The 17,992-nt window shown below is 59.1% G+C and carries 14 protein-coding genes, 1 tRNA gene and 1 pseudogene; 3 read left to right on the top strand and 13 right to left on the bottom strand.

The annotated features are described in order from the left end of the window. Positions 1-53: 53 nt before the first annotated feature. The 3 genes from O3W47_RS16590 to O3W47_RS16580 form a co-directional block, all read right to left on the bottom strand. Positions 54-1,046, bottom strand: coding sequence for a BMP family lipoprotein (locus tag O3W47_RS16590; protein WP_065654768.1), 993 nt, complete (start codon positions 1,044-1,046; stop codon positions 54-56). Positions 1,047-1,259: 213 nt separating this feature from the next. Continuing rightward, a complete protein-coding gene (gene msrA / locus O3W47_RS16585) occupies positions 1,260-1,910 on the bottom strand; it encodes a peptide-methionine (S)-S-oxide reductase MsrA (RefSeq protein ID WP_269314851.1) in 651 nt (216 codons plus the stop codon). Positions 1,911-1,984: 74 nt separating this feature from the next. Continuing rightward, positions 1,985-2,302: a hypothetical protein gene (locus tag O3W47_RS16580; RefSeq protein WP_059758969.1), complete on the bottom strand. Its 318-nt coding sequence runs from the start codon at positions 2,300-2,302 to the stop codon at positions 1,985-1,987. Positions 2,303-2,522: 220 nt separating this feature from the next. Here O3W47_RS16580 and O3W47_RS16575 point away from each other — a divergent pair. From O3W47_RS16575 to dnaJ, 3 genes are all read left to right on the top strand, one after another. Beyond that, positions 2,523-2,612, top strand: a tRNA-Ser gene (locus O3W47_RS16575). Between the two features lie 309 nt (positions 2,613-2,921). Beyond that, positions 2,922-4,823, top strand: coding sequence for a molecular chaperone DnaK (gene dnaK, locus O3W47_RS16570; protein ID WP_003524342.1), 1,902 nt, complete (start codon positions 2,922-2,924; stop codon positions 4,821-4,823). A 90-nt stretch (positions 4,824-4,913) separates the two neighbouring features. Continuing rightward, positions 4,914-6,050 carry a molecular chaperone DnaJ gene (dnaJ, locus tag O3W47_RS16565; protein ID WP_004439156.1) on the top strand — a complete coding sequence of 379 codons (1,137 nt, stop codon included), beginning with the start codon at positions 4,914-4,916 and terminating at the stop codon, positions 6,048-6,050. A gap of 67 nt (positions 6,051-6,117) precedes the next feature. Here dnaJ and O3W47_RS16560 read toward each other — a convergent pair whose 3' ends face one another. The 10 genes and pseudogenes from O3W47_RS16560 to polA all read right to left on the bottom strand — a co-directional run bounded on the left by O3W47_RS16560 (position 6,118) and on the right by polA (position 17,908). Then, positions 6,118-6,669 (bottom strand): DUF924 family protein, encoded by a 552-nt coding sequence (locus tag O3W47_RS16560; protein WP_269314166.1) that lies wholly within the window; start codon positions 6,667-6,669, stop codon positions 6,118-6,120. A gap of 13 nt (positions 6,670-6,682) precedes the next feature. Beyond that, positions 6,683-6,895, bottom strand: coding sequence for a SlyX family protein (locus O3W47_RS16555; RefSeq protein WP_059759493.1), 213 nt, complete (start codon positions 6,893-6,895; stop codon positions 6,683-6,685). 148 nt (positions 6,896-7,043) lie between these two features. Continuing rightward, positions 7,044-8,549: a tripartite tricarboxylate transporter permease gene (locus tag O3W47_RS16550; protein WP_059758961.1), complete on the bottom strand. Its 1,506-nt coding sequence runs from the start codon at positions 8,547-8,549 to the stop codon at positions 7,044-7,046. Between the two features lie 9 nt (positions 8,550-8,558). Beyond that, positions 8,559-9,019: pseudogene (locus tag O3W47_RS16545) on the bottom strand (tripartite tricarboxylate transporter TctB family protein). Between the two features lie 201 nt (positions 9,020-9,220). Further along, complete coding sequence (locus O3W47_RS16540) at positions 9,221-10,204, bottom strand: tripartite tricarboxylate transporter substrate-binding protein (RefSeq protein ID WP_137452532.1); 984 nt, start codon at positions 10,202-10,204, stop codon at positions 9,221-9,223. A 198-nt stretch (positions 10,205-10,402) separates the two neighbouring features. Beyond that, complete coding sequence (locus O3W47_RS16535) at positions 10,403-11,749, bottom strand: sigma-54-dependent transcriptional regulator (RefSeq protein WP_059758958.1); 1,347 nt, start codon at positions 11,747-11,749, stop codon at positions 10,403-10,405. Continuing rightward, positions 11,746-13,548, bottom strand: a complete 1,803-nt coding sequence (locus tag O3W47_RS16530; RefSeq protein ID WP_269314850.1) for a sensor histidine kinase — start codon at positions 13,546-13,548, stop codon at positions 11,746-11,748. The genes O3W47_RS16535 and O3W47_RS16530 overlap by 4 nt, the downstream gene beginning before the upstream one ends. Before the next feature lie 187 nt (positions 13,549-13,735). Next, positions 13,736-13,921, bottom strand: a complete 186-nt coding sequence (gene rpmF / locus O3W47_RS16525) for a 50S ribosomal protein L32 (protein ID WP_003507205.1) — start codon at positions 13,919-13,921, stop codon at positions 13,736-13,738. Between the two features lie 192 nt (positions 13,922-14,113). Next, on the bottom strand, positions 14,114-14,833 hold the full coding sequence (locus tag O3W47_RS16520; protein WP_269314164.1) for a DUF1868 domain-containing protein: 720 nt from the start codon (positions 14,831-14,833) through the stop codon (positions 14,114-14,116). A 75-nt stretch (positions 14,834-14,908) separates the two neighbouring features. Then, the gene (gene polA / locus O3W47_RS16515; RefSeq protein ID WP_269314163.1) at positions 14,909-17,908 is read right to left on the bottom strand and encodes a DNA polymerase I; all 3,000 of its coding nucleotides are present in this window, start codon (positions 17,906-17,908) and stop codon (positions 14,909-14,911) included. Positions 17,909-17,992 lie beyond the last annotated feature (84 nt).

Genomic DNA, 17,992 nt, shown 5'->3' with positions numbered 1-17,992 from the left:
ATATGAAAAGGGCGCAAGATGAAAATCATCATGCGCCCCAAGCTTGCATCATATCATTTCGGGCAGGACTTGTCCGCCATATAGTCATGGACCTTGACGGCGCCAGAGATGATGTCGGCCTTCGCCTTGTCCACGGCAGCAGTCATTTCCGGTGTGATCAGAGCCTTGTTGTTGTCGTCAACCGCGTAAGCGACACCGTCCTCCTTCACGCCGAGCGCCACGACGCCAGCTGTGAACTTGTCGTCTTTGGCATCCTTGAACGCGTTATAAACTGCGAGATCGACCCGCTTGACCATGGACGTCAGAACCGAGCCGGGATGCAGGTGGTTCTGGTTGGAATCGACGCCGATCGAAAGCTTCTTATTGTCTGCGGCTGTCTGCAGAACACCGAGACCGGTCGCACCGGCTGCCGCATAGATCACGTCGGCGCCTTGGTCGATCTGGTTCTTGGTGAGTTCACCGCCGCGGACGGGATCGTTCCAGGCTGCACCCGTCGTCCCCGTCATGTTTTGGAAGACTTCGATTTTGTCGTTGGCGGCCTTGGCGCCCTGTGCATAACCACAGGCGAATTTACGGATCAAGGGAACATCCATTCCGCCGACGAAGCCAACCTTGCCGGTCTTGGAGGCCATGCCCGCCAAAAGACCTACGAGGTAAGAGCCCTCATGTTCCTTATAAACAACAGAACGCACGTTAGGCGCATCTACAACGGTATCAACGATTACGAACTTGGTATCGGGATATTCCGCCGCAACCTTGGCCATCGGCGCTTCCCAGATGAAGGAAATCGCAACGACCGGGTTGAAGCCCTTGCTGGCGAAGTTGCGGATGGCCTGTTCGCCCTGCGTGTCGCTGGTCGGTTCGAAATCGCGGAACTCGATGCCCGTTTCCGCCTTGAACTTTTCAGCGCCGGCCGCAGCGGCCTCGTTGAACGACTTGTCGAACTTGCCGCCCGTGCCATAGACCAGCGCCGGCTTGATATCCGCGGCGAGCGCGGAAGCCGACATTGCGGCAAGCGCGAAAAGCGTCAGAAGGGATTTTTTCATTGTGCAGCCCTGTTGTTGCAATTGATATTATAAGGGTCCTCCCGCAATCCCGTTGACCGGGAATGTCTGCGGAACCGCCAGCCGTTTCCCGGCTGTGCTTGCCTCATATCCTTGCATGGCTCAATGAAAAATTCATCCGGTTTTTTTGACCCGGTGGAAAAACTTTATTCTGGCGCTTTTTTGGTCTTTCCACCGGGGCGACCTGCAAAAAATCTAGTCGATATTGCAGCTTACGCCGGTTCCCCTCAGGCCGCAGTAGCCGCCCGGGTTCTTGGCAAGATATTGCTGATGGTAGTCTTCAGCGTAATAAAACTTTTCAAGCGGCCCGATCTCGGTGGTGATGGCGCTGCCATGGCCAGCCTCGTCCAAAGCCTGTTGAAAAGCATCGCTCGCCTTCTGCGCCTGCTGCAACTGTCCTTCCGTCGTCGCGTAAATTGCGGAACGGTAGGTCGTGCCGACATCGTTGCCCTGCCGCATCCCTTGAGTCGGATCGTGCTCCTCGAAGAATATCTTCAGCAGGCCCGAGAGCGAGATCACGGCCGGATCGTAAACAACCTTGACCACTTCGGCGTGGCCCGTCTGGCCCGTCGTCGTCTCCTGGTAGGTGGGGTTGCGGGTGAAGCCGCCGGCATAACCCACCGCCGTTACCCAGACGCCCGGCGTTTTCCAGAACAACCGTTCCGCACCCCAGAAGCAGCCCATGCCGAGATAGATGGTTTCAAATCCGTCAGGATAAGGCCCCTTCAAGGGCCGGCCATTGACGAAATGGGCTTCCGGCACCGCAAGCGCCTCTTCACGGCCGGGCAAGGCGGTTTCTTCGGTCGGCATCGTCGTTTTTTTTGAAAGCGTATCGAACAGGAACATTCGGTCCTCCATGCGGCCAGTTCCGCCGCTTCTCATGGTTCACGTCTGCGGGCGCCCAATTCGACAGATACAAGTCAGGCCGATAAACGCCTCATCGCCTTGTGTTTCCTGTAGCCCGCCATCCAGCAGAGCAGGGAAAGCGCGAGGGAAACGGCAAATGCGGGCACCGCCGACAGGGCATTTTCAATGAAGCGCCACGCTTCAGGGTGAATATAGTGAGCCATGGCCGCTTCCACCATGGTACGGGAAGCAGGAAGAAGATAGTTCCAGACGGACAGGATGCCGGTGATGTTGACCGAGGATGTGGAAACCGAGCGGATCGAATCGAGCACACCCAGAAAAACCGCCGCAACGAGGAAAAGAAAGCTCAAAAACCGCAAAAAAGCTTTCATCGGGGACACCTCGCTTACGATCTGCCGGTCAGACAGCCATATTTTGAAATCTATAATGCATCGATAAAGGCGGGAAAACCGGTTTGCAATCGCATCGGAACACAGGAAATTGCCGACATTTCAAAAAACTGTCAGATTCGTGTTGATCCCTGCGAATTCATCGGTATATATCGCGCCGTTCCAGTGATTTGCATTCTTCAAAACATGCAGATTTGAAAAAGGACAGGTGGCCGAGTGGTTTAAGGCGCACGCCTGGAACGCGTGTGTGCGTGAAAGCGTACCGTGGGTTCGAATCCCACCCTGTCCGCCATTTCACCCCACCCCGATGCCGTTAAAAGCAAGCCTCACCGGTTCGCCCGCCGCGATGCCGACCGACGGCGCCGTGCAGCACACAAGCCGCGTTTTCCCGCTTCCGCAAGCCGTGATGGCTATGCTTCTGCACAGACAGGGGTTTCTTGCGCTTTTTTGCTGCGCTTCCCCCTCTCTTGCGCCTTGCAGCAGGAAAAATCGCTCCTTATATACGCCGCAGAACTGCAGCAAATACTGCAAATCCAAGTCAAGGAGCTGCCACAAGAATGCCTCACGGGGTTCCGACAGCTCGCTTCAAGGAGAGAAGAGCATGGCAAAAGTAATCGGTATCGACCTTGGCACGACCAATTCCTGCGTTGCAGTGATGGACGGCAAGGACACGAAAGTAATTGAAAACGCGGAAGGTGCACGCACCACGCCGTCCATGGTGGCATTTTCCGACGATGGCGAACGCCTTGTCGGCCAGCCGGCCAAGCGTCAGGCGGTCACTAACCCGACCAACACCCTGTTTGCGGTCAAGCGTCTTATCGGCCGCCGTTATGAAGACCCGACCGTCGAAAAGGACAAGGCTCTGGTCCCCTTTGAAATCGTCAAGGGTGACAATGGCGACGCATGGGTGAAGGCGCAGGACAAGCCCTATTCCCCTTCGCAGATTTCCGCGATGATCCTTCAGAAGATGAAGGAAACGGCTGAATCCTATCTTGGCGAAAAGGTCGAGAAGGCCGTCATCACGGTTCCTGCCTACTTCAACGACGCCCAGCGTCAGGCAACCAAGGATGCCGGCCGCATCGCCGGTCTGGACGTCCTGCGCATCATCAACGAGCCGACTGCGGCAGCGCTCGCCTATGGCCTCGACAAGAAGGACGGCAAGACCATCGCCGTTTACGACCTTGGCGGCGGTACTTTCGATATTTCCGTTCTGGAAATCGGCGACGGCGTCTTCGAAGTGAAGTCCACCAACGGCGACACCTTCCTTGGTGGTGAAGACTTCGACATGCGTCTGGTCGAGTATCTGGCCGGCGAGTTCAAGAAGGATCAGGGCATCGACCTGAAGAACGACAAGCTCGCCCTGCAGCGCCTCAAGGAAGCTGCCGAAAAGGCGAAGATCGAACTTTCGTCCTCGCAGCAGACCGAAATCAACCTGCCGTTCATCACGGCCGATGCTTCCGGTCCGAAGCACCTGACGCTGAAGCTGACCCGCGCCAAGTTCGAAAGCCTGGTCGACGACCTCGTCCAGCGCACCGTCGCACCTTGCAAGGCAGCGCTGAAGGATGCCGGCGTTTCCGCTTCCGAGATCGATGAAGTCGTTCTCGTCGGTGGCATGAGCCGCATGCCGAAGGTGCAGGAAGTCGTCAAGCAGCTGTTCGGCAAGGAGCCGCACAAGGGCGTGAACCCGGATGAAGTGGTCGCCATGGGCGCCGCCATCCAGGCCGGCGTTCTGCAGGGCGACGTCAAGGACGTTCTGCTGCTCGACGTGACCCCGCTGTCGCTCGGCATCGAAACGCTCGGTGGTGTCTTCACCCGTCTGATCGATCGCAACACGACGATCCCGACCAAAAAGAGCCAGACCTTCTCGACCGCCGAAGACAACCAGTCGGCCGTGACCATCCGCGTCTCGCAGGGCGAGCGCGAAATGGCGCAGGACAACAAGCTGCTCGGCCAGTTCGACCTCGTCGGCCTGCCGCCGGCACCGCGTGGCGTTCCGCAGATCGAAGTGACCTTCGATATCGACGCCAACGGCATCGTGCAGGTTTCGGCGAAAGACAAGGGCACCGGCAAGGAACAGCAGATCCGAATCCAGGCTTCCGGCGGTCTCTCCGACGCCGACATCGAGAAGATGGTGAAGGACGCCGAAGCCAATGCCGAGGCCGACAAGAAGCGTCGTGCGGGTGTGGAAGCCAAGAACCAGGCCGAAAGCCTCATCCACTCCACCGAGAAGTCGGTGAAGGAATATGGCGACAAGGTTTCCGAGACCGACCGCAAGGCTATCGAAGACGCCATTGCCAGCCTGAAGACCGCCGTCGAAGCCGCTGAGCCGGATGCAGACGACATTCAGGCCAAGACCCAGACCCTCATGGAAGTTTCCATGAAGCTCGGTCAGGCCATCTACGAAGCGCAGCAGGCCGAGGCCGGCGATGCTTCCGCAGAAGGCAAGGACGACGTCGTCGACGCCGACTATGAGGAAATCAAGGACGACAAGAAGTCCGCTTAATCGCGTGACTTCCCGTCTCCTGAAAACATATGCAAGACATCCGGCTGCCGACGTGCAGCCGGAAATCCATTTGCGGGGCTTGTTAACTTAATGGCGAAAGCAGACTTTTACGAAACACTTGGCGTCAGCAAGACCGCGGACGAAAAAGAGCTGAAAAGCGCCTTCCGCAAACTCGCGATGAAATACCATCCGGACAAGAACCCGGACGATGCCGATTCCGAACGGAAGTTCAAGGAAATCAACGAAGCCTATGAAACGCTGAAGGATCCGCAGAAGCGCGCGGCCTATGACCGTTTCGGCCATGCGGCCTTTGAAAATGGCGGCATGGGCGGCGGTGGCGGCTTTGGCGGCGGCGGTTTCGCCAATGGCGGCTTCTCGGATATTTTCGAAGACATCTTCGGCGAGATGATGGGCGGCGGCCGTGCGCGCCGCTCTTCCGGCGGACGCGAGCGCGGCGCCGACCTTCGCTACAATATGGAAATCACGCTGGAAGAGGCCTTCACCGGCAAGACGGCGCAGATCAGGGTTCCCACCTCGATCACCTGCGATGTCTGTTCCGGCTCGGGCGCAAAGCCCGGCACGCAGCCGAAGACCTGCGCCACCTGTCAGGGTTCCGGCCGCGTGCGCGCGGCACAGGGCTTCTTCTCGGTGGAACGCACCTGCCCCACCTGCCATGGTCGCGGGCAGACGATCTCCGATCCCTGCGGCAAGTGCCACGGTCAGGGCCGCGTAACCGAAGAGCGTTCGCTTTCCGTCAACATTCCCTCGGGCATCGAGGACGGCACCCGCATTCGCCTGCAGGGCGAAGGCGAGGCCGGCATGCGTGGCGGTCCGGCGGGCGATCTCTACATCTTCCTGTCCGTGCGTCCGCATGAATTCTTCCAGCGCGACGGCGCCGACCTTTATTGCACCGTGCCGATCTCCATGACGACGGCGGCACTTGGCGGCACTTTCGATGTTACCACGCTCGACGGCACCAAATCGCGCGTTACGGTTCCGGAAGGCACCCAACCGGGCAAGCAGTTCCGTCTGAAGGGTAAGGGCATGCCGGTTCTGCGTTCGGCGCAGACGGGCGACCTCTATATCCAGATCCAGATCGAAACGCCGCAGAAACTCAGCAAGCGTCAGCGCGAGCTGTTGCAGGAGTTCGAGCAACTCTCCTCCAAGGAGAACAATCCGGAATCAACGGGCTTCTTCGCCCGGATGAAGGAATTCTTCGACGGCTGATTGTCGCCGCTCCCATGCTTTATGAACGCCGCCACCCTTCGGGACTGGCGGCGTTTTCGTTTTTGGCTCAACCGGAAAAGCCGCCTTCCTCCAGATAGTGCCGTTCCTCTGGTGTCGTTTCCCGCAGCAATATGTCGTTACGATGCGGAAAGCGGCCGAAACGCTCGACGATATCGCGATGTTCTTCGGCATGGTGAAGATAAAGTCCGCAAAGCGGCTGGTTCAGGACGCAGGCACGCTGCTGGGCCTTGATATCCTCCGCATGGGAAAAGGGCAGATAGAAGAAAACGCGCAAATCCTCGCCCACCGCCTGATCGTGGCCACGGCGGATGGCCTCGTCGGCAAAGAGCCGCGCCAGCGGGTCGGTTGCATACATGTGCGCGGTGCCACGAAAGCAGTTGCGCGGAAACTGATCCAGCAGAAGCATAAGCGCGAGACTGCTTTCCGCGCCCTCCAGCCAGTCGTCCAGTTCACGCCGTGCTGCTGCAAAATGGGCATCGCGGAAACGATCATGGAAATGACTGTCAAAGGCGGCATCCTTGTCGAACCACTTGTCCGGTCCGGCCTTCTTCCAGAAATCGACGATATCGGCGGCCAGCGCGGCGGTGTCGTTTTTCATTGGCTCTTCCCTGTCAATAATGCGGCGGTCGAGTAATCGCGGGCGCGTCCAGCGATTGCTCCTCCAGGCTCAGGAACCTCTCCGTCAGGCGGTCGAGCTTGGCGCGGGTCTGCTCCACCACCTTCCACTGTTCCGCCAGCTGATCGGATAGTTCCTCTATCACCTTGGCCTGATGCGCGGCCGTCTCCTCGAGCGCGATGATCCGTTTTTCGGTTTCCGACGTCATATCGACCTCTCTTTCCAGCCCTTCCTTGGGCCTAAAAGCTTCCGAGTCAACCATATGTCGCTTTGGTAAAGCGAATTCGTCATGGCGATCCAGAAACGGAAAAAGCCGGCGATGTTTCCATCGCCGGCATCCGAGTCTTTGGCATTCCTCAGTCTTCTTCTACGAAAACCTCTTCACGCTTCTTCTTCACGCTGGGCAGGAAGACGACGATCAGCACGGCCAGAGCAATGAAGAGCAGGGTGGCGCTGATCGGCCGGGTGACGAAGGTGGTCGGATCGCCGCGCGACAGGATCATGGCGCGGCGCAGGTTCTCCTCCAGCAGCGGCCCAAGCACGAAGCCCAGGAGCAGCGGCGCAGGCTCGCAGCGTAGCTTCACCAGCACGTAACCGATGAAGCCGAAGAAGGCGACGGCATAGAGATCGAAGACGTTGGAATTCACGCTGTAGACCCCGATGGCGCAGAAGGCCATGATGATGGGGAACAGCACGTAATAGGGCACCGTCAGCAGCTTCACCCACAGACCGATCAGCGGCAGGTTCAGGATGACGAGCATCAGGTTGCCGATCCACATGGAGGCGATGATGCCCCAGAACAGCGCCGGCTGTTCGGTCGCGACGTTCGGACCCGGCACGATACCCTGAATGATCATCGCGCCGATCATCAGCGCCATCACCGGATTGGCGGGAATGCCGAGCGTGAGCAGCGGGATGAAGGAGGTCTGGGCGCCTGCATTGTTGGCGGATTCCGGACCGGCCACGCCGGCAACCGCGCCATGCCCGAATTCTTCCGGGTTCTTGGAGACGCGTTTTTCCACCGTGTAGGAAGCGAAGGCCGCAAGGATCGCGCCGCCGCCCGGAAGAATGCCGAGAGCGGAACCAATGACCGTGCCGCGCAGCACCGGCGCGATCATTTTCCTGAAATCCTCCCGTGTCGGCATCAGCCCGCTGACCTTGGCGATCAGCACCGAACGGGTGCGCTCGTTTTCGAGGTTGCGCAGGATTTCGGCGATACCGAATACGCCGACGGCCACGGCCACGAAGTTCAGACCATCGGCATATTCGCGGATGCCGAGGGTAAAACGCGGCGTACCGCTATAGATATCGGTGCCGACCAAACCCAGCAGCAGGCCCAGCACGACCATGGCCAGCGCCTTGACGATGGAGCCATGGGCAAGCGCAATGGATGAAACGAGGCCGACGACCATCAGCGAGAAATATTCCGCCGCGCCGAATTCCAGCGCAATTGCGGTCAGAGGCGGAGCGAAGATTGCCACGAGGAACGTGGAAACCGTGCCGGCAAAGAAGGAGCCGATGGCGGCGATGGCGAGTGCGGCGCCCGCCTTGCCCTTGCGCGCCATCTGGTAACCATCGATAGCCGTGACGGCAGAGGACGATTCGCCGGGCATGTTGATCAGGATGGCGGTGGTCGAACCGCCATATTGCGCGCCGTAATAAATGCCGGCGAGCATGATCAGCGACGAGACGGGCTCGAGCTGGAAGGTAATCGGCAGCAGCATGGCGATGGTCGCCGTCGCGCCGATGCCGGGCAGCACACCGATCAGGGTGCCGAGCAGCACGCCGATCAGGCAGAAGAACAGGTTTGCCAGCGAAGATGCCGTGACGAAACCGAGAGCGAGATTATCGAGCAAATCCATCACGGCACCTCAAAATTTAAGCCAGGGGCCGAAGCGCTGGAACGGCAGGCCGAGACCGTAGTTGAAAACAGCGACGGAAAAGACCGTGATGGCCGCAGAAAGAATGACTGCCATGAACGGGTTCATCTTGTGCGAGGCAAAGGCTGCGATGAGGGCGCTGAAAAAAGCGCCGGCACGAAACCGAGGCCCCGGACAGTTAGGCCGAAGAAGATCGGCGCGGGCAGAATGAAAAATATTCCCCGCCAGGCAATGGCCCCGACAGCCTCACCCTGTACGCGCGTGGACCGCAGGAATATCACCCCACCGAGCAGAACCAGAATGATCGCCAAAACGAGCGGGAAATAGCCCGGCCCCATCCGAAAGGCGGTCCCGATCTCCAGCCCAAAGGACTGCAGCGCAAAAAACGCGCCAAGCCCAATAAAAATTGCCCCGCAGACTGCTTCGGCAGGATCAATGAAAAACGACTTCATGAAAGATGCCCCTCCACTGCGGCCGGCAACATGCCGCTCCGCATTCAGAGCGCCGTGCATTCTTCCGAACGCACCAAGGACGCTCTAGCCTCCTAAGACCGCGCATCGTGCCTGCAAAAATCGGGATCGAGTTTTGCGCCGATGCAGTAAATCCATGGCAAAAAGCCGGCGACATAGTGCCGCCGGCAATTGTTTTGACCATTAGTCGGCATATTGGCCGGCAGCCTCGATCACCGGCTTCCAGCGCGCGATTTCGCTTTCAAGCTTGGCCTTCAGCGCCGCAGGCGTGGCATCGCCTTCCGACGAGGGCGTGGTGCCGAGTTCGGCAAAACGAGCCGCGACATTCTTGTCCTTCAGCGCGACCTGCAGCGACTTGGAGAGTTTTTCGTTGATTTCCGCAGGCGTGCCCTTCGGCGTATAGATGCCGTGCCAGATACCCACTTCGAGCTTCGGCAGGCCCGCTTCGACAACCGTCGGCACGTCCGGCAGCACGTCCAGCCGCTTGGCCGTGGTCACGGCATAGGCTTTCACGGTTCCGCCCTGGATCTGTTTGGTGGTGTTGGTGGTCTGGTCGCACATGATGTCAACCTGGCCGCCGAGCAGATCGGTCATGGCCGGACCGGTGCCCTTATAGGGAACGGTGACGAGCGGGGTTTCGATGGCGCTCATGAACAGCATGCCGCAAAGATGCGAGGCAGCGCCGATGCCGGCATTGGCGACGGTGACCTTGTCCTTGTTCGCCTTGGCGTATTCGATCAGACCTTTCAGATCCGTCGTCTCGAGGTTCTTGCGCGACAGGATGGTCATCGGCACTTCGGTGACCAGACCGACATATTCGAAGGCGTTCAGCGTGTCATAGGCAAGCTTGCGGTAAAGCGTGGCGCTTGTCGCCATGCCGATATGGTGGAGAAGGACGGTGTAACCGTCCGGATCTGACGATGCCACACGACCGGCACCCAGCGTGCCGCCTGCGCCGCCGACATTTTCGACGATGATCTGCTGGCCGAGATCCTTCGACATGGATTCAGCGACAAGACGCGCGACCGTATCCGTGGGGCCGCCAGCGGCAAAGGGCACGACCATGGTGATGTTGCGCTCGGGATAGTTCTGAGCGGATGCGGACAGCGCAAAAAGGGAAACGGCAGCGGCGGCAGCAAGGCCGGTGACTGTCTTCAGTATTTTCATCGATTCCTCCCGGATGAAAATGTTCGCCACTTCAGCCGCGCATGCTCCTCCATGGCGACCGGGGTGAGATATTTGCGATCCGGGATCGCCGTTCAGCAATGGCGGTCTCGTTGTGAGGTGCGCTTTTATTGCTATCCCTGAACAGCAATGGGTGGATTTCTACCCATAGGGGCTCATCCATGGGTGGGAATCCACCCATCAGACCTCGGTCATGTGCCGGTGCAGCCCGTATTTCTGCATTTTTTCGTAGAGCGTTTTGCGCGAAATGCCGAGATTCTCATAGACGGATTTCAGATTTCCGCCGTGTGCGGCGATTGCATGTGCGATCAGGCTTTTTTCATAAGCCGCGACCCGTGCGGAAAGGGCCGCTTTTCCGTCATCCTGAAACGGCAGCGAGGCTTCGGAAACATCACTTTCCAGACCGAGAACGAAGCGGTCCGCGGCATTGCGCAATTCACGCACATTGCCTGGCCACTCGCGCAGGGAGACGGCCGAAAGCAGACTTTGCGGCACCTCCATGTCTTCCCGCCCGTAACGGGCAGCGGCTTCCCGCACGAGATGCAGGAAAAGTAGCGGTATATCTGCGCTGCGCTGCGAGAGCGATGGCACGAGAAGTGTCGCCACGTTGAGCCGATAAAGAAGATCGGCACGGAACCGGCCAGCTGCGACCTCCTGTTCCAGATCGACCTTGCTGGTGGCGATGAAACGGACATCGAGTTCGACCGTTTCATTCGAGCCGAGACGGGTAATCACCCGTTCCTGCAAGACACGCAGGAATCGGCCCTGCAATTCGAAGGGCATGGAGCCGATCTCATCCAGCAAAATGGTGCCGCCGCGAGCATGTTCGAACTTGCCGTAGCGCGGGCGCAGCGCTCCGGGAAACGCACCGGCCTCATGGCCGAATAGTTCACTTTCAATCAGTGTCTGCGGAAGGGCGGCGCAATTGATCGCAACGAAGGGCCGGTTGGCTCTGGCGCTGATATCGTGCAGCGCCCGCGCCACCACCTCCTTGCCCGCGCCCGTGTCCCCGACGATCAGCGTATCGGCGTCCGTCGCACCGATGGCGCGGATACGATACCGCAGATCGACCATGATCTGGGTTCTGCCGGGCAGACGCGTTTCGAGATCGTCATGCTTGCCCGCTACCGCCTTGAGGCGGCGGTTTTCCAGCACCAGAGCCCGCCGGTCATTCGCTCTTTTGATGATGCCGGCGAGATATTGCGGCGTAAACGGCTTCTCGATGAAATCATAGGCGCCATTGCGCATGGCGTTGACCGCGAGCTGCACATCGCCATGCCCGGTCATCAGGATGACGGGTATTTCAGGATCGAGCTCCCGCACCTTCTGCAGCAGCGTCATGCCATCCATGCCGGGCATCCTGATATCGCTGACCACGACACCGTCGAAGCTGTAGCCGATGAGTTCGAGCGCATGTTCTGCGCTTGCCAGCATGGTGACGGCAAAGCCGGAAAGCTCCAGCGCCTGCGCGGTGGAAAAGCGCAGTTCTTCCTCGTCATCGATCAACAGAACCCGTGACATGGTCATTCCGCAGCCGCCTCCACGCGCCAGGCGGCGGCTGGCAATTCGATCTCGAACTCAGCCCCGCCCTCTTCCTGGTTCCTGACGCGGAGCTGGCCGCCAAAATCCTTGATGATATTATAGGAAATGGACAGGCCAAGACCGAGGCCGCGCCCCACGCCCTTGGTGGTGAAGAAGGGATCGAAAATGCGTTCTGAAATTGCCGCCGGCACGCCCGGACCGCGATCACGAATGAAAATCGACACCGACTGGCCATGCTGCACGGCCCGCAGCGCAATGCGGCGATCCTCGCGCCCCTCCACCGCATCGGCAGCATTGGAGATGATGTTGACAAGCACCTGCTGCAGGCGCACCGGGCCAGCCTTCACGGCAAGCGGCACCCGACCGAGATCCACATCCAGCACCGCATCGGCGGCCTTCAGCCGCGCACCGACGATTTCGAGCGTATCGCGAAGGACGGTTTCCAGACTTACTGCGGCCATTTTTTCATTGGGCTTGCGGGCGAAATTCCTGAGATGCTTGCTGATGGAGGCCATGCGATCGATAAGGCCCGAAATGCGCCTGAGGTTTTCCGTCACCTCCTCCAGCCGTCCCCGCTCCACGAGCAGCGAGGCGTTTTCGGCGTAGTTCTTGGCGGCTGCAAGCGGCTGATTGAACTCATGCGACAACGCTGCCGACATCTGCCCGAGCGCTGCGAGCTTGCCCGCCTGCACCAGATCGTTCTGCATCTTGCGCAATTGTTTTTCCGTCTGGCGGCGCTCGGCGACTTCGTGTTCGATCTCCTGATTGACCCGCGCCAGATCAGCGGTGCGCTCCTCCACCCGGCGTTCCAGTTCCGCCTGGGCCTCAGCCTGATGGGTCAGGCGTTCCCGCAGACGCCGCCGCCTTTGCAGCATGGCGGCGATGAGAGCGGCAGCAAGACACAGGCAGAGGATGATGGCTATCATCGCCGTCTTTACCTGCGTTCGGAGCGAACCCGTGTCCATCAGCACGCTGACTGTCCAGCCCGCGTCCGGCATCGGCTGCGACAGGACCATATATTCCCTTTCACCGTCATCCTGACTGATCGTCATCAGCTGATGCGAACCGAAGTTGCCGTTTTTCAGGGGCAATTCCTTAAGGGTGGCATTGGCGTAGCGGCGGGAAGTCTCCGTTCGCGCCAGCCTTTCGGGTGTCAGCGGCATCAGGCCGGAATAAAGCCATTGCGGCGTTCCGGTCATGAAGATGATGCCTTCGGGGTCCGATACCAGAATTCGGTTCTCGCCATCGCCGAATGACGCCTCTATGCCTTCAATATCGACCTTGAAGACGATGACACCCTTGATCTCCTCGTTGAAGAGAATGGGCGCTGAAAAATAATAGCCACGCTTGTGGGAGGTGGTGCCAAGCGCGAAGAAGCGTGACTGGAAGCCTTTGGCTGCATCCTGGAAATAGGGACGGTAGCTGAAATTCTCACCGACGAAACTTGTGGGACCATCATAGTTGCTGGCGGCGATGGTCTCCCCGTCCAGCGTGATGATGTAGATATCGGAGGATTCCAGCAGGGTGTTGATGGATTTGAGGTAGACATTGGCGCGCTGGCGCAGTTCGGCATCCTTGGGATGTGCGACCAGCTCCTCAATGTCGTCGTGATCGGCAATCAGGGCCGGCAGCGGCTCGTAACGGTTCAAAAGCCCGCCGAGAGCAGAGACGGCCAGCCGCAGCGTCGTGCGGCCCTGCTCGGACATTTCGCCGAAATAGCTTTCCGCTATGATGCCGCCACCTCTCGTCACGGCGCCGTAACCGAGGCCGAGGCTGAGAAGCATCAACACAATCCAGCGATATTTCACCGAAGCTCCCCTCCTGTTGCAGGCATCGAAACCTGCTCTCCCTGAAAGAGTGTAGGAGGAGTGACCGAATTTTCCAAGTGAGCGGAAAAGGCAGGTGGACGGTCCCGAAAACAAAAAACCGGCCACAAGGACCGGTTTTTTGCAAAGATGATTTCAGAAAAGCTTATGCGCTTTCCTTCGGCGTCAGAACCTGACGGCCGCGATACATACCGGTCTTCAGATCGATATGGTGCGGACGGCGCAGTTCGCCGGAGTTCTTGTCTTCAACGTAGGTCGCAGACTTGAGACCGTCAGCCGAGCGGCGCATACCGCGCTTGGACGGGCTTGTTTTTCTTTTTGGTACAGCCATTTTTGTTACTCCACTTAAGCGGCGAAACAACGGAACCGGCCAGAACCAAAGGCCGAATGTCGGATGTCTCGATATCGGAAATTTGGCGCGCTTATACATGCCCAAACGGGCTTTGACCAGCCCTGACGCACATTTTTTCCGATTCAACGGAATGAGCGTGGCAAGCCACCCTCAGGCATCACAAATCACGGCTCACGTCTTATCGAAAACGATACGCTCGTTGAAGTGGTTCATGTCCTTAAATTCACAGAAAGCTGGCGGTCGCATCTCTATGACCGGTGCGGCGGCGCGCAGCTTTTCCAGTTCCTCGTCGAGCATCGCCTGCCAGCGCGGCAGGCACTCCGGCTCGAACCAGCGGATGATGTAGGACAGGGTGATGTGAAATTCGTAAGTGTCATGATCAGGATGTCGGTAGCCGAAGAAATCGGCGAATGTATCCCGCCAGAGAGCCACAATCCGATCGTCCTCGGCGGTTGCGCCCTTCATCACCAGTCCCACGGGGCGCAGGCTCGTAACCTGCATGTTGAAGGCCGGCAAAGCTGGAAAGGCGGAAAGACGGTCGCGATAGTAGTCCGTCATCGCATCCACCGACGCATCGAGCGGCATTTCGCTCGGCCAATAGGGAAGTGTGCGTCGCAAATCGTTGACACCCTGGAATACCGTCATGTGCAGGCTGGAAATGGAGGTGAAGGCGAGCTGCGGCGCCTCGGCCATATCTAGAAAACACTGGCGGGTCGCAATGATCGCCTTTTCAGTCTGCGATCCCTCGACAAGATGGCAGACGACCGTGTTGCCCGAGTCGGGCAGAAACTCGCCATCCGCGTTGAAGCGGCTGCCGAGATGGCGCGGCGGCTGATCGTGGTTGGCGGCGGAAATATAGTCGAGATCTTTCGAGACGCGCGGGGCGTGCATGGGAAACTCCTTGTGAGACGTTTCCCCTAGTCCCCGCACGCGACAAAGCAATGACATCCGCCGGTCATTGAGCGATCAGTGCGCCTCATCCCAATTGTCAGCCGCACGTGCATCCACCTTGAGCGGCACCTTCATGGAAATCGCCGGCATGGCCGCGTTTTCCATCACGGAGACGACGACCGGCAGGGTCTTTTCGATTTCCGCTTCCTCGACCTCGAAGATGAGTTCGTCGTGCACCTGCAAAAGCATGCGGGCGGAAAGCTTTTCCGCCTCCAGCGCAGGCTCGATGCGGACCATGGCGCGGCGGATGATATCGGCAGCGGAGCCCTGAATCGGCGCGTTGATGGCCGCGCGCTCGTTGAAGGCTTTCACCGAAGGGTTGGAAGAGCGGATTTCCGGATAATGCGCGCGGCGGCCGAAAATCGTTTCGACATAGCCGTTTTCGCGGGCGAAGACTTTGGTCGCTTCCATATAGTCGCGAATGCCGGGAAAACGCTCGAAATATTTCTTGATATAGTCGCCGGCTTCAGAGCGGGCGATGCCGAGCTGATTGGCAAGACCAAAGGCGGAAATGCCGTAGATGATGCCGAAGTTGATGGCCTTGGCGCGGCGGCGCACTTCCGACGGCATGCCTTCCACGGGCACGCCGAACATTTCCGAAGCCGTCATGGCGTGAATGTCGATATCGTTTTCAAAGGCATTGCGCAGCTGCGGAATATCGGCGACATGGGCCAGCACGCGCAGCTCGATCTGGCTGTAATCGGCCGACAGAAGCTTATGTCCTGGCGTGGTGATGAAGGCCGTGCGGATCTTGCGCCCTTCCGCCGTGCGAACCGGGATATTCTGAAGGTTCGGCTCCGAGGAAGACAGGCGTCCGGTGGTGGTGGAGGCGAGCGCATAGGACGTATGCACCCGTTTCGTCTCGGGATGGATATATCCGGGCAGCGCATCCGTATAGGTCGATTTCAGCTTCGTCAGCTGCCGCCAGTCGACGATCTTGCGCGGCAGTTCGATACCTTCCGCCGCAAGATCTTCGAGAACCTGCGCCGATGTCGACCATTGGCCGGTCTTGGTCTTGGAACCGCCCGGCAGCCCCATCTTGCCAAACAGAATATCGCCGAGCTGCTTTGGCGATCCGATGTTGAAACGCTCGCCTGCCAGCTCGTAAATTTCCTCTTCGAAGGACGCGGCCTTCTGGGCGAGTTCGCCGGAAAGACGCGAGAGAATCTGCCGGTCGACGGTGATGCCGCGCTCTTCCATGTGCGCCAGAACCGGCACAAGGGGGCGCTCCAGCCGCTCATAAACCTTGGTCAGTCGTTCCGAGACAAGCCTCGGCTTCAGCGCCATCCAGAGCCGCAGGGTCACATCGGCATCTTCCGCAGCATAAGCGGTTGCCTTGTCGATATCGACAAAATCGAAGGTGACGCTCGACTTGCCCGATCCCGCCACGTCCTTATAGGCGATCGGCGTGTGGCCGAGCCAGCGTTCGGACAGCGAATCCATGCCATGCGTGGCCTTGCCGGCCTCGAGGACATAAGAAATCAGCATCGTGTCGTCGAAGCTCTGCATGACGACGCCGTGGCGTTTCATCAGCAGATAGTCATATTTCAGGTTCTGCGCGACCTTCAGAACGGCTTCGTCCTCGAGCAGGTCCTTCAGGCGCTCCAGCGCTTCGGCAAAAGGCACCTGCCCCTCCGCCATTCTGATGCCGTCGCTGAAGAGATCGCCGCCCGAACCGGTCTTGTGCGTCAAAGGAACGTAAGCGGCGCGGATATCGGTGCCCGTGGCGTCCTTGCCGTTATCGGCAATGGCCAGAGAAAAACCGACAAGCTCCGCCTGCATCGGGTCGAGCGAGGTCGTCTCCGTATCGAAGGCGACGACGCCCGTCTCCCGGGCCGCCGCGATCCAGCGGTCGAGCGTCGCAAGGTCCCTGATCGTCAGATAGGCGGTCGTATCGATCTTGGCGGCGGAAAAAAGCGTCTGTCGCGCTGTGGCGAGATCGGCGGGCGCGCTGCCCTCCCCCGTTACTTTCCTTGCCGGAGCGGCAGGCGAAGCCGAAGCGCCAGCGGCGTTAGTGGCCACTTCGCCAACCTTAACGGCGGCGGCCGGCGCATCGAGATCGGGACCATGGGCATCGGCACCCCATTGTACCGGCACATTGGCAGGGTCGATGGCGGAAGCGTCGGTTTCGGTCGCCTCGGCAACCCGGCGTGTCAACGTCGTGAATTCCATTGCCTTCAGGAAGGCGATCAGTTTTGGGCCGTTCTGCGATTCGAGCACCAGCGCTTCGAGAGACTGATCCAGCGGCACATCGGTTCTGAGCGCCACGAGCTGTCTGGAAAGGCGGGCAAGCTCCGCATTGGCGATGATATTTTCCCGGCGCTTCTGCTGCTTTATTTCGCCCGCTCGCGCCAGCAGCGTATCGAGATCGCCATATTCCTCCAGCAATTGCGCCGCCGTCTTCGGCCCGATGCCGGGAATGCCCGGAACATTATCGGTGGAATCGCCGGTCATCGCCTGCAGGTCGATCATCTTTTCGGGGCCTACGCCCCACTTTTCGACAACGTCCGGAATGCCGATCTGCTTGTCCTTCATGGCGTCGTACATGTGTACATTGGCCGTAACGAGCTGCATCAGATCCTTGTCGGAGGAGATGATCGTAACATCGGCGCCGATCGCCTCGGCCTGCCGGGCATAGGTGGCGATGATATCGTCCGCCTCGAAGCCTTCCGTCTCGATGCAAGGAAGGTTGAAGGCGCGCGTCGCCTCACGGATCAGGCCGAATTGCGGCACCAGATCTTCCGGCGGCGCGGTGCGGTTGGCCTTGTAGAGATCATAAAGTTCGTTGCGGAAAGTCTTCGACGAATAGTCGAAAATCACCGCAAAATGGGTCGGCGTCACCCCGACATCGGTATTGCGCGCATCCTTCAGCAGCTTCCACAACATGTTGCAGAAACCGGAGACGGCGTTGACCGGCAGCCCGTCCGACTTGCGGTTCAGCGGCGGGATTGCATGGAAGGCCCGGAAAATGAAACCGGAACCGTCAACGAGGAAGAGATGATCGCCTTTTTTCATGGGTAGCATGGATAGCGCGGGGCCGTTTTGACGTCTACCGAAACTTCGCACAACGCACCGTAAAGAGCGGGGAATGAAGCGGTA

The sequence above is a fragment of the Agrobacterium sp. LMR679 genome (assembly GCF_027157905.1).
GTDB lineage: Bacteria > Pseudomonadota > Alphaproteobacteria > Rhizobiales > Rhizobiaceae > Agrobacterium > Agrobacterium leguminum.
Note: the sequence above shows the minus strand (reverse complement) of the source record. Positions and strands in the feature narration are given on the sequence as shown.

Excerpts from the sequence above, each read along its gene's own strand:
- O3W47_RS16590 (WP_065654768.1), bottom strand. The coding sequence starts at position 1,046 with ATGAAAAAATCCCTTCTGACGCTTTTCGCGCTTGCCGCAATGTCGGCT.
- msrA (WP_269314851.1), bottom strand. The coding sequence starts at position 1,910 with ATGTTCCTGTTCGATACGCTTTCAAAAAAAACGACGATGCCGACCGAA.
- O3W47_RS16580 (WP_059758969.1), bottom strand. The coding sequence starts at position 2,302 with ATGAAAGCTTTTTTGCGGTTTTTGAGCTTTCTTTTCCTCGTTGCGGCG.
- dnaK (WP_003524342.1), top strand. The coding sequence starts at position 2,922 with ATGGCAAAAGTAATCGGTATCGACCTTGGCACGACCAATTCCTGCGTT.
- dnaJ (WP_004439156.1), top strand. The coding sequence starts at position 4,914 with ATGGCGAAAGCAGACTTTTACGAAACACTTGGCGTCAGCAAGACCGCG.
- O3W47_RS16560 (WP_269314166.1), bottom strand. The coding sequence starts at position 6,669 with ATGAAAAACGACACCGCCGCGCTGGCCGCCGATATCGTCGATTTCTGG.
- O3W47_RS16555 (WP_059759493.1), bottom strand. The coding sequence starts at position 6,895 with ATGACGTCGGAAACCGAAAAACGGATCATCGCGCTCGAGGAGACGGCC.
- O3W47_RS16550 (WP_059758961.1), bottom strand. The coding sequence starts at position 8,549 with ATGGATTTGCTCGATAATCTCGCTCTCGGTTTCGTCACGGCATCTTCG.
- O3W47_RS16540 (WP_137452532.1), bottom strand. The coding sequence starts at position 10,204 with ATGAAAATACTGAAGACAGTCACCGGCCTTGCTGCCGCCGCTGCCGTT.
- O3W47_RS16535 (WP_059758958.1), bottom strand. The coding sequence starts at position 11,749 with ATGACCATGTCACGGGTTCTGTTGATCGATGACGAGGAAGAACTGCGC.
- O3W47_RS16530 (WP_269314850.1), bottom strand. The coding sequence starts at position 13,548 with ATGCTTCTCAGCCTCGGCCTCGGTTACGGCGCCGTGACGAGAGGTGGC.
- rpmF (WP_003507205.1), bottom strand. The coding sequence starts at position 13,921 with ATGGCTGTACCAAAAAGAAAAACAAGCCCGTCCAAGCGCGGTATGCGC.
- O3W47_RS16520 (WP_269314164.1), bottom strand. The coding sequence starts at position 14,833 with ATGCACGCCCCGCGCGTCTCGAAAGATCTCGACTATATTTCCGCCGCC.
- polA (WP_269314163.1), bottom strand. The coding sequence starts at position 17,908 with ATGAAAAAAGGCGATCATCTCTTCCTCGTTGACGGTTCCGGTTTCATT.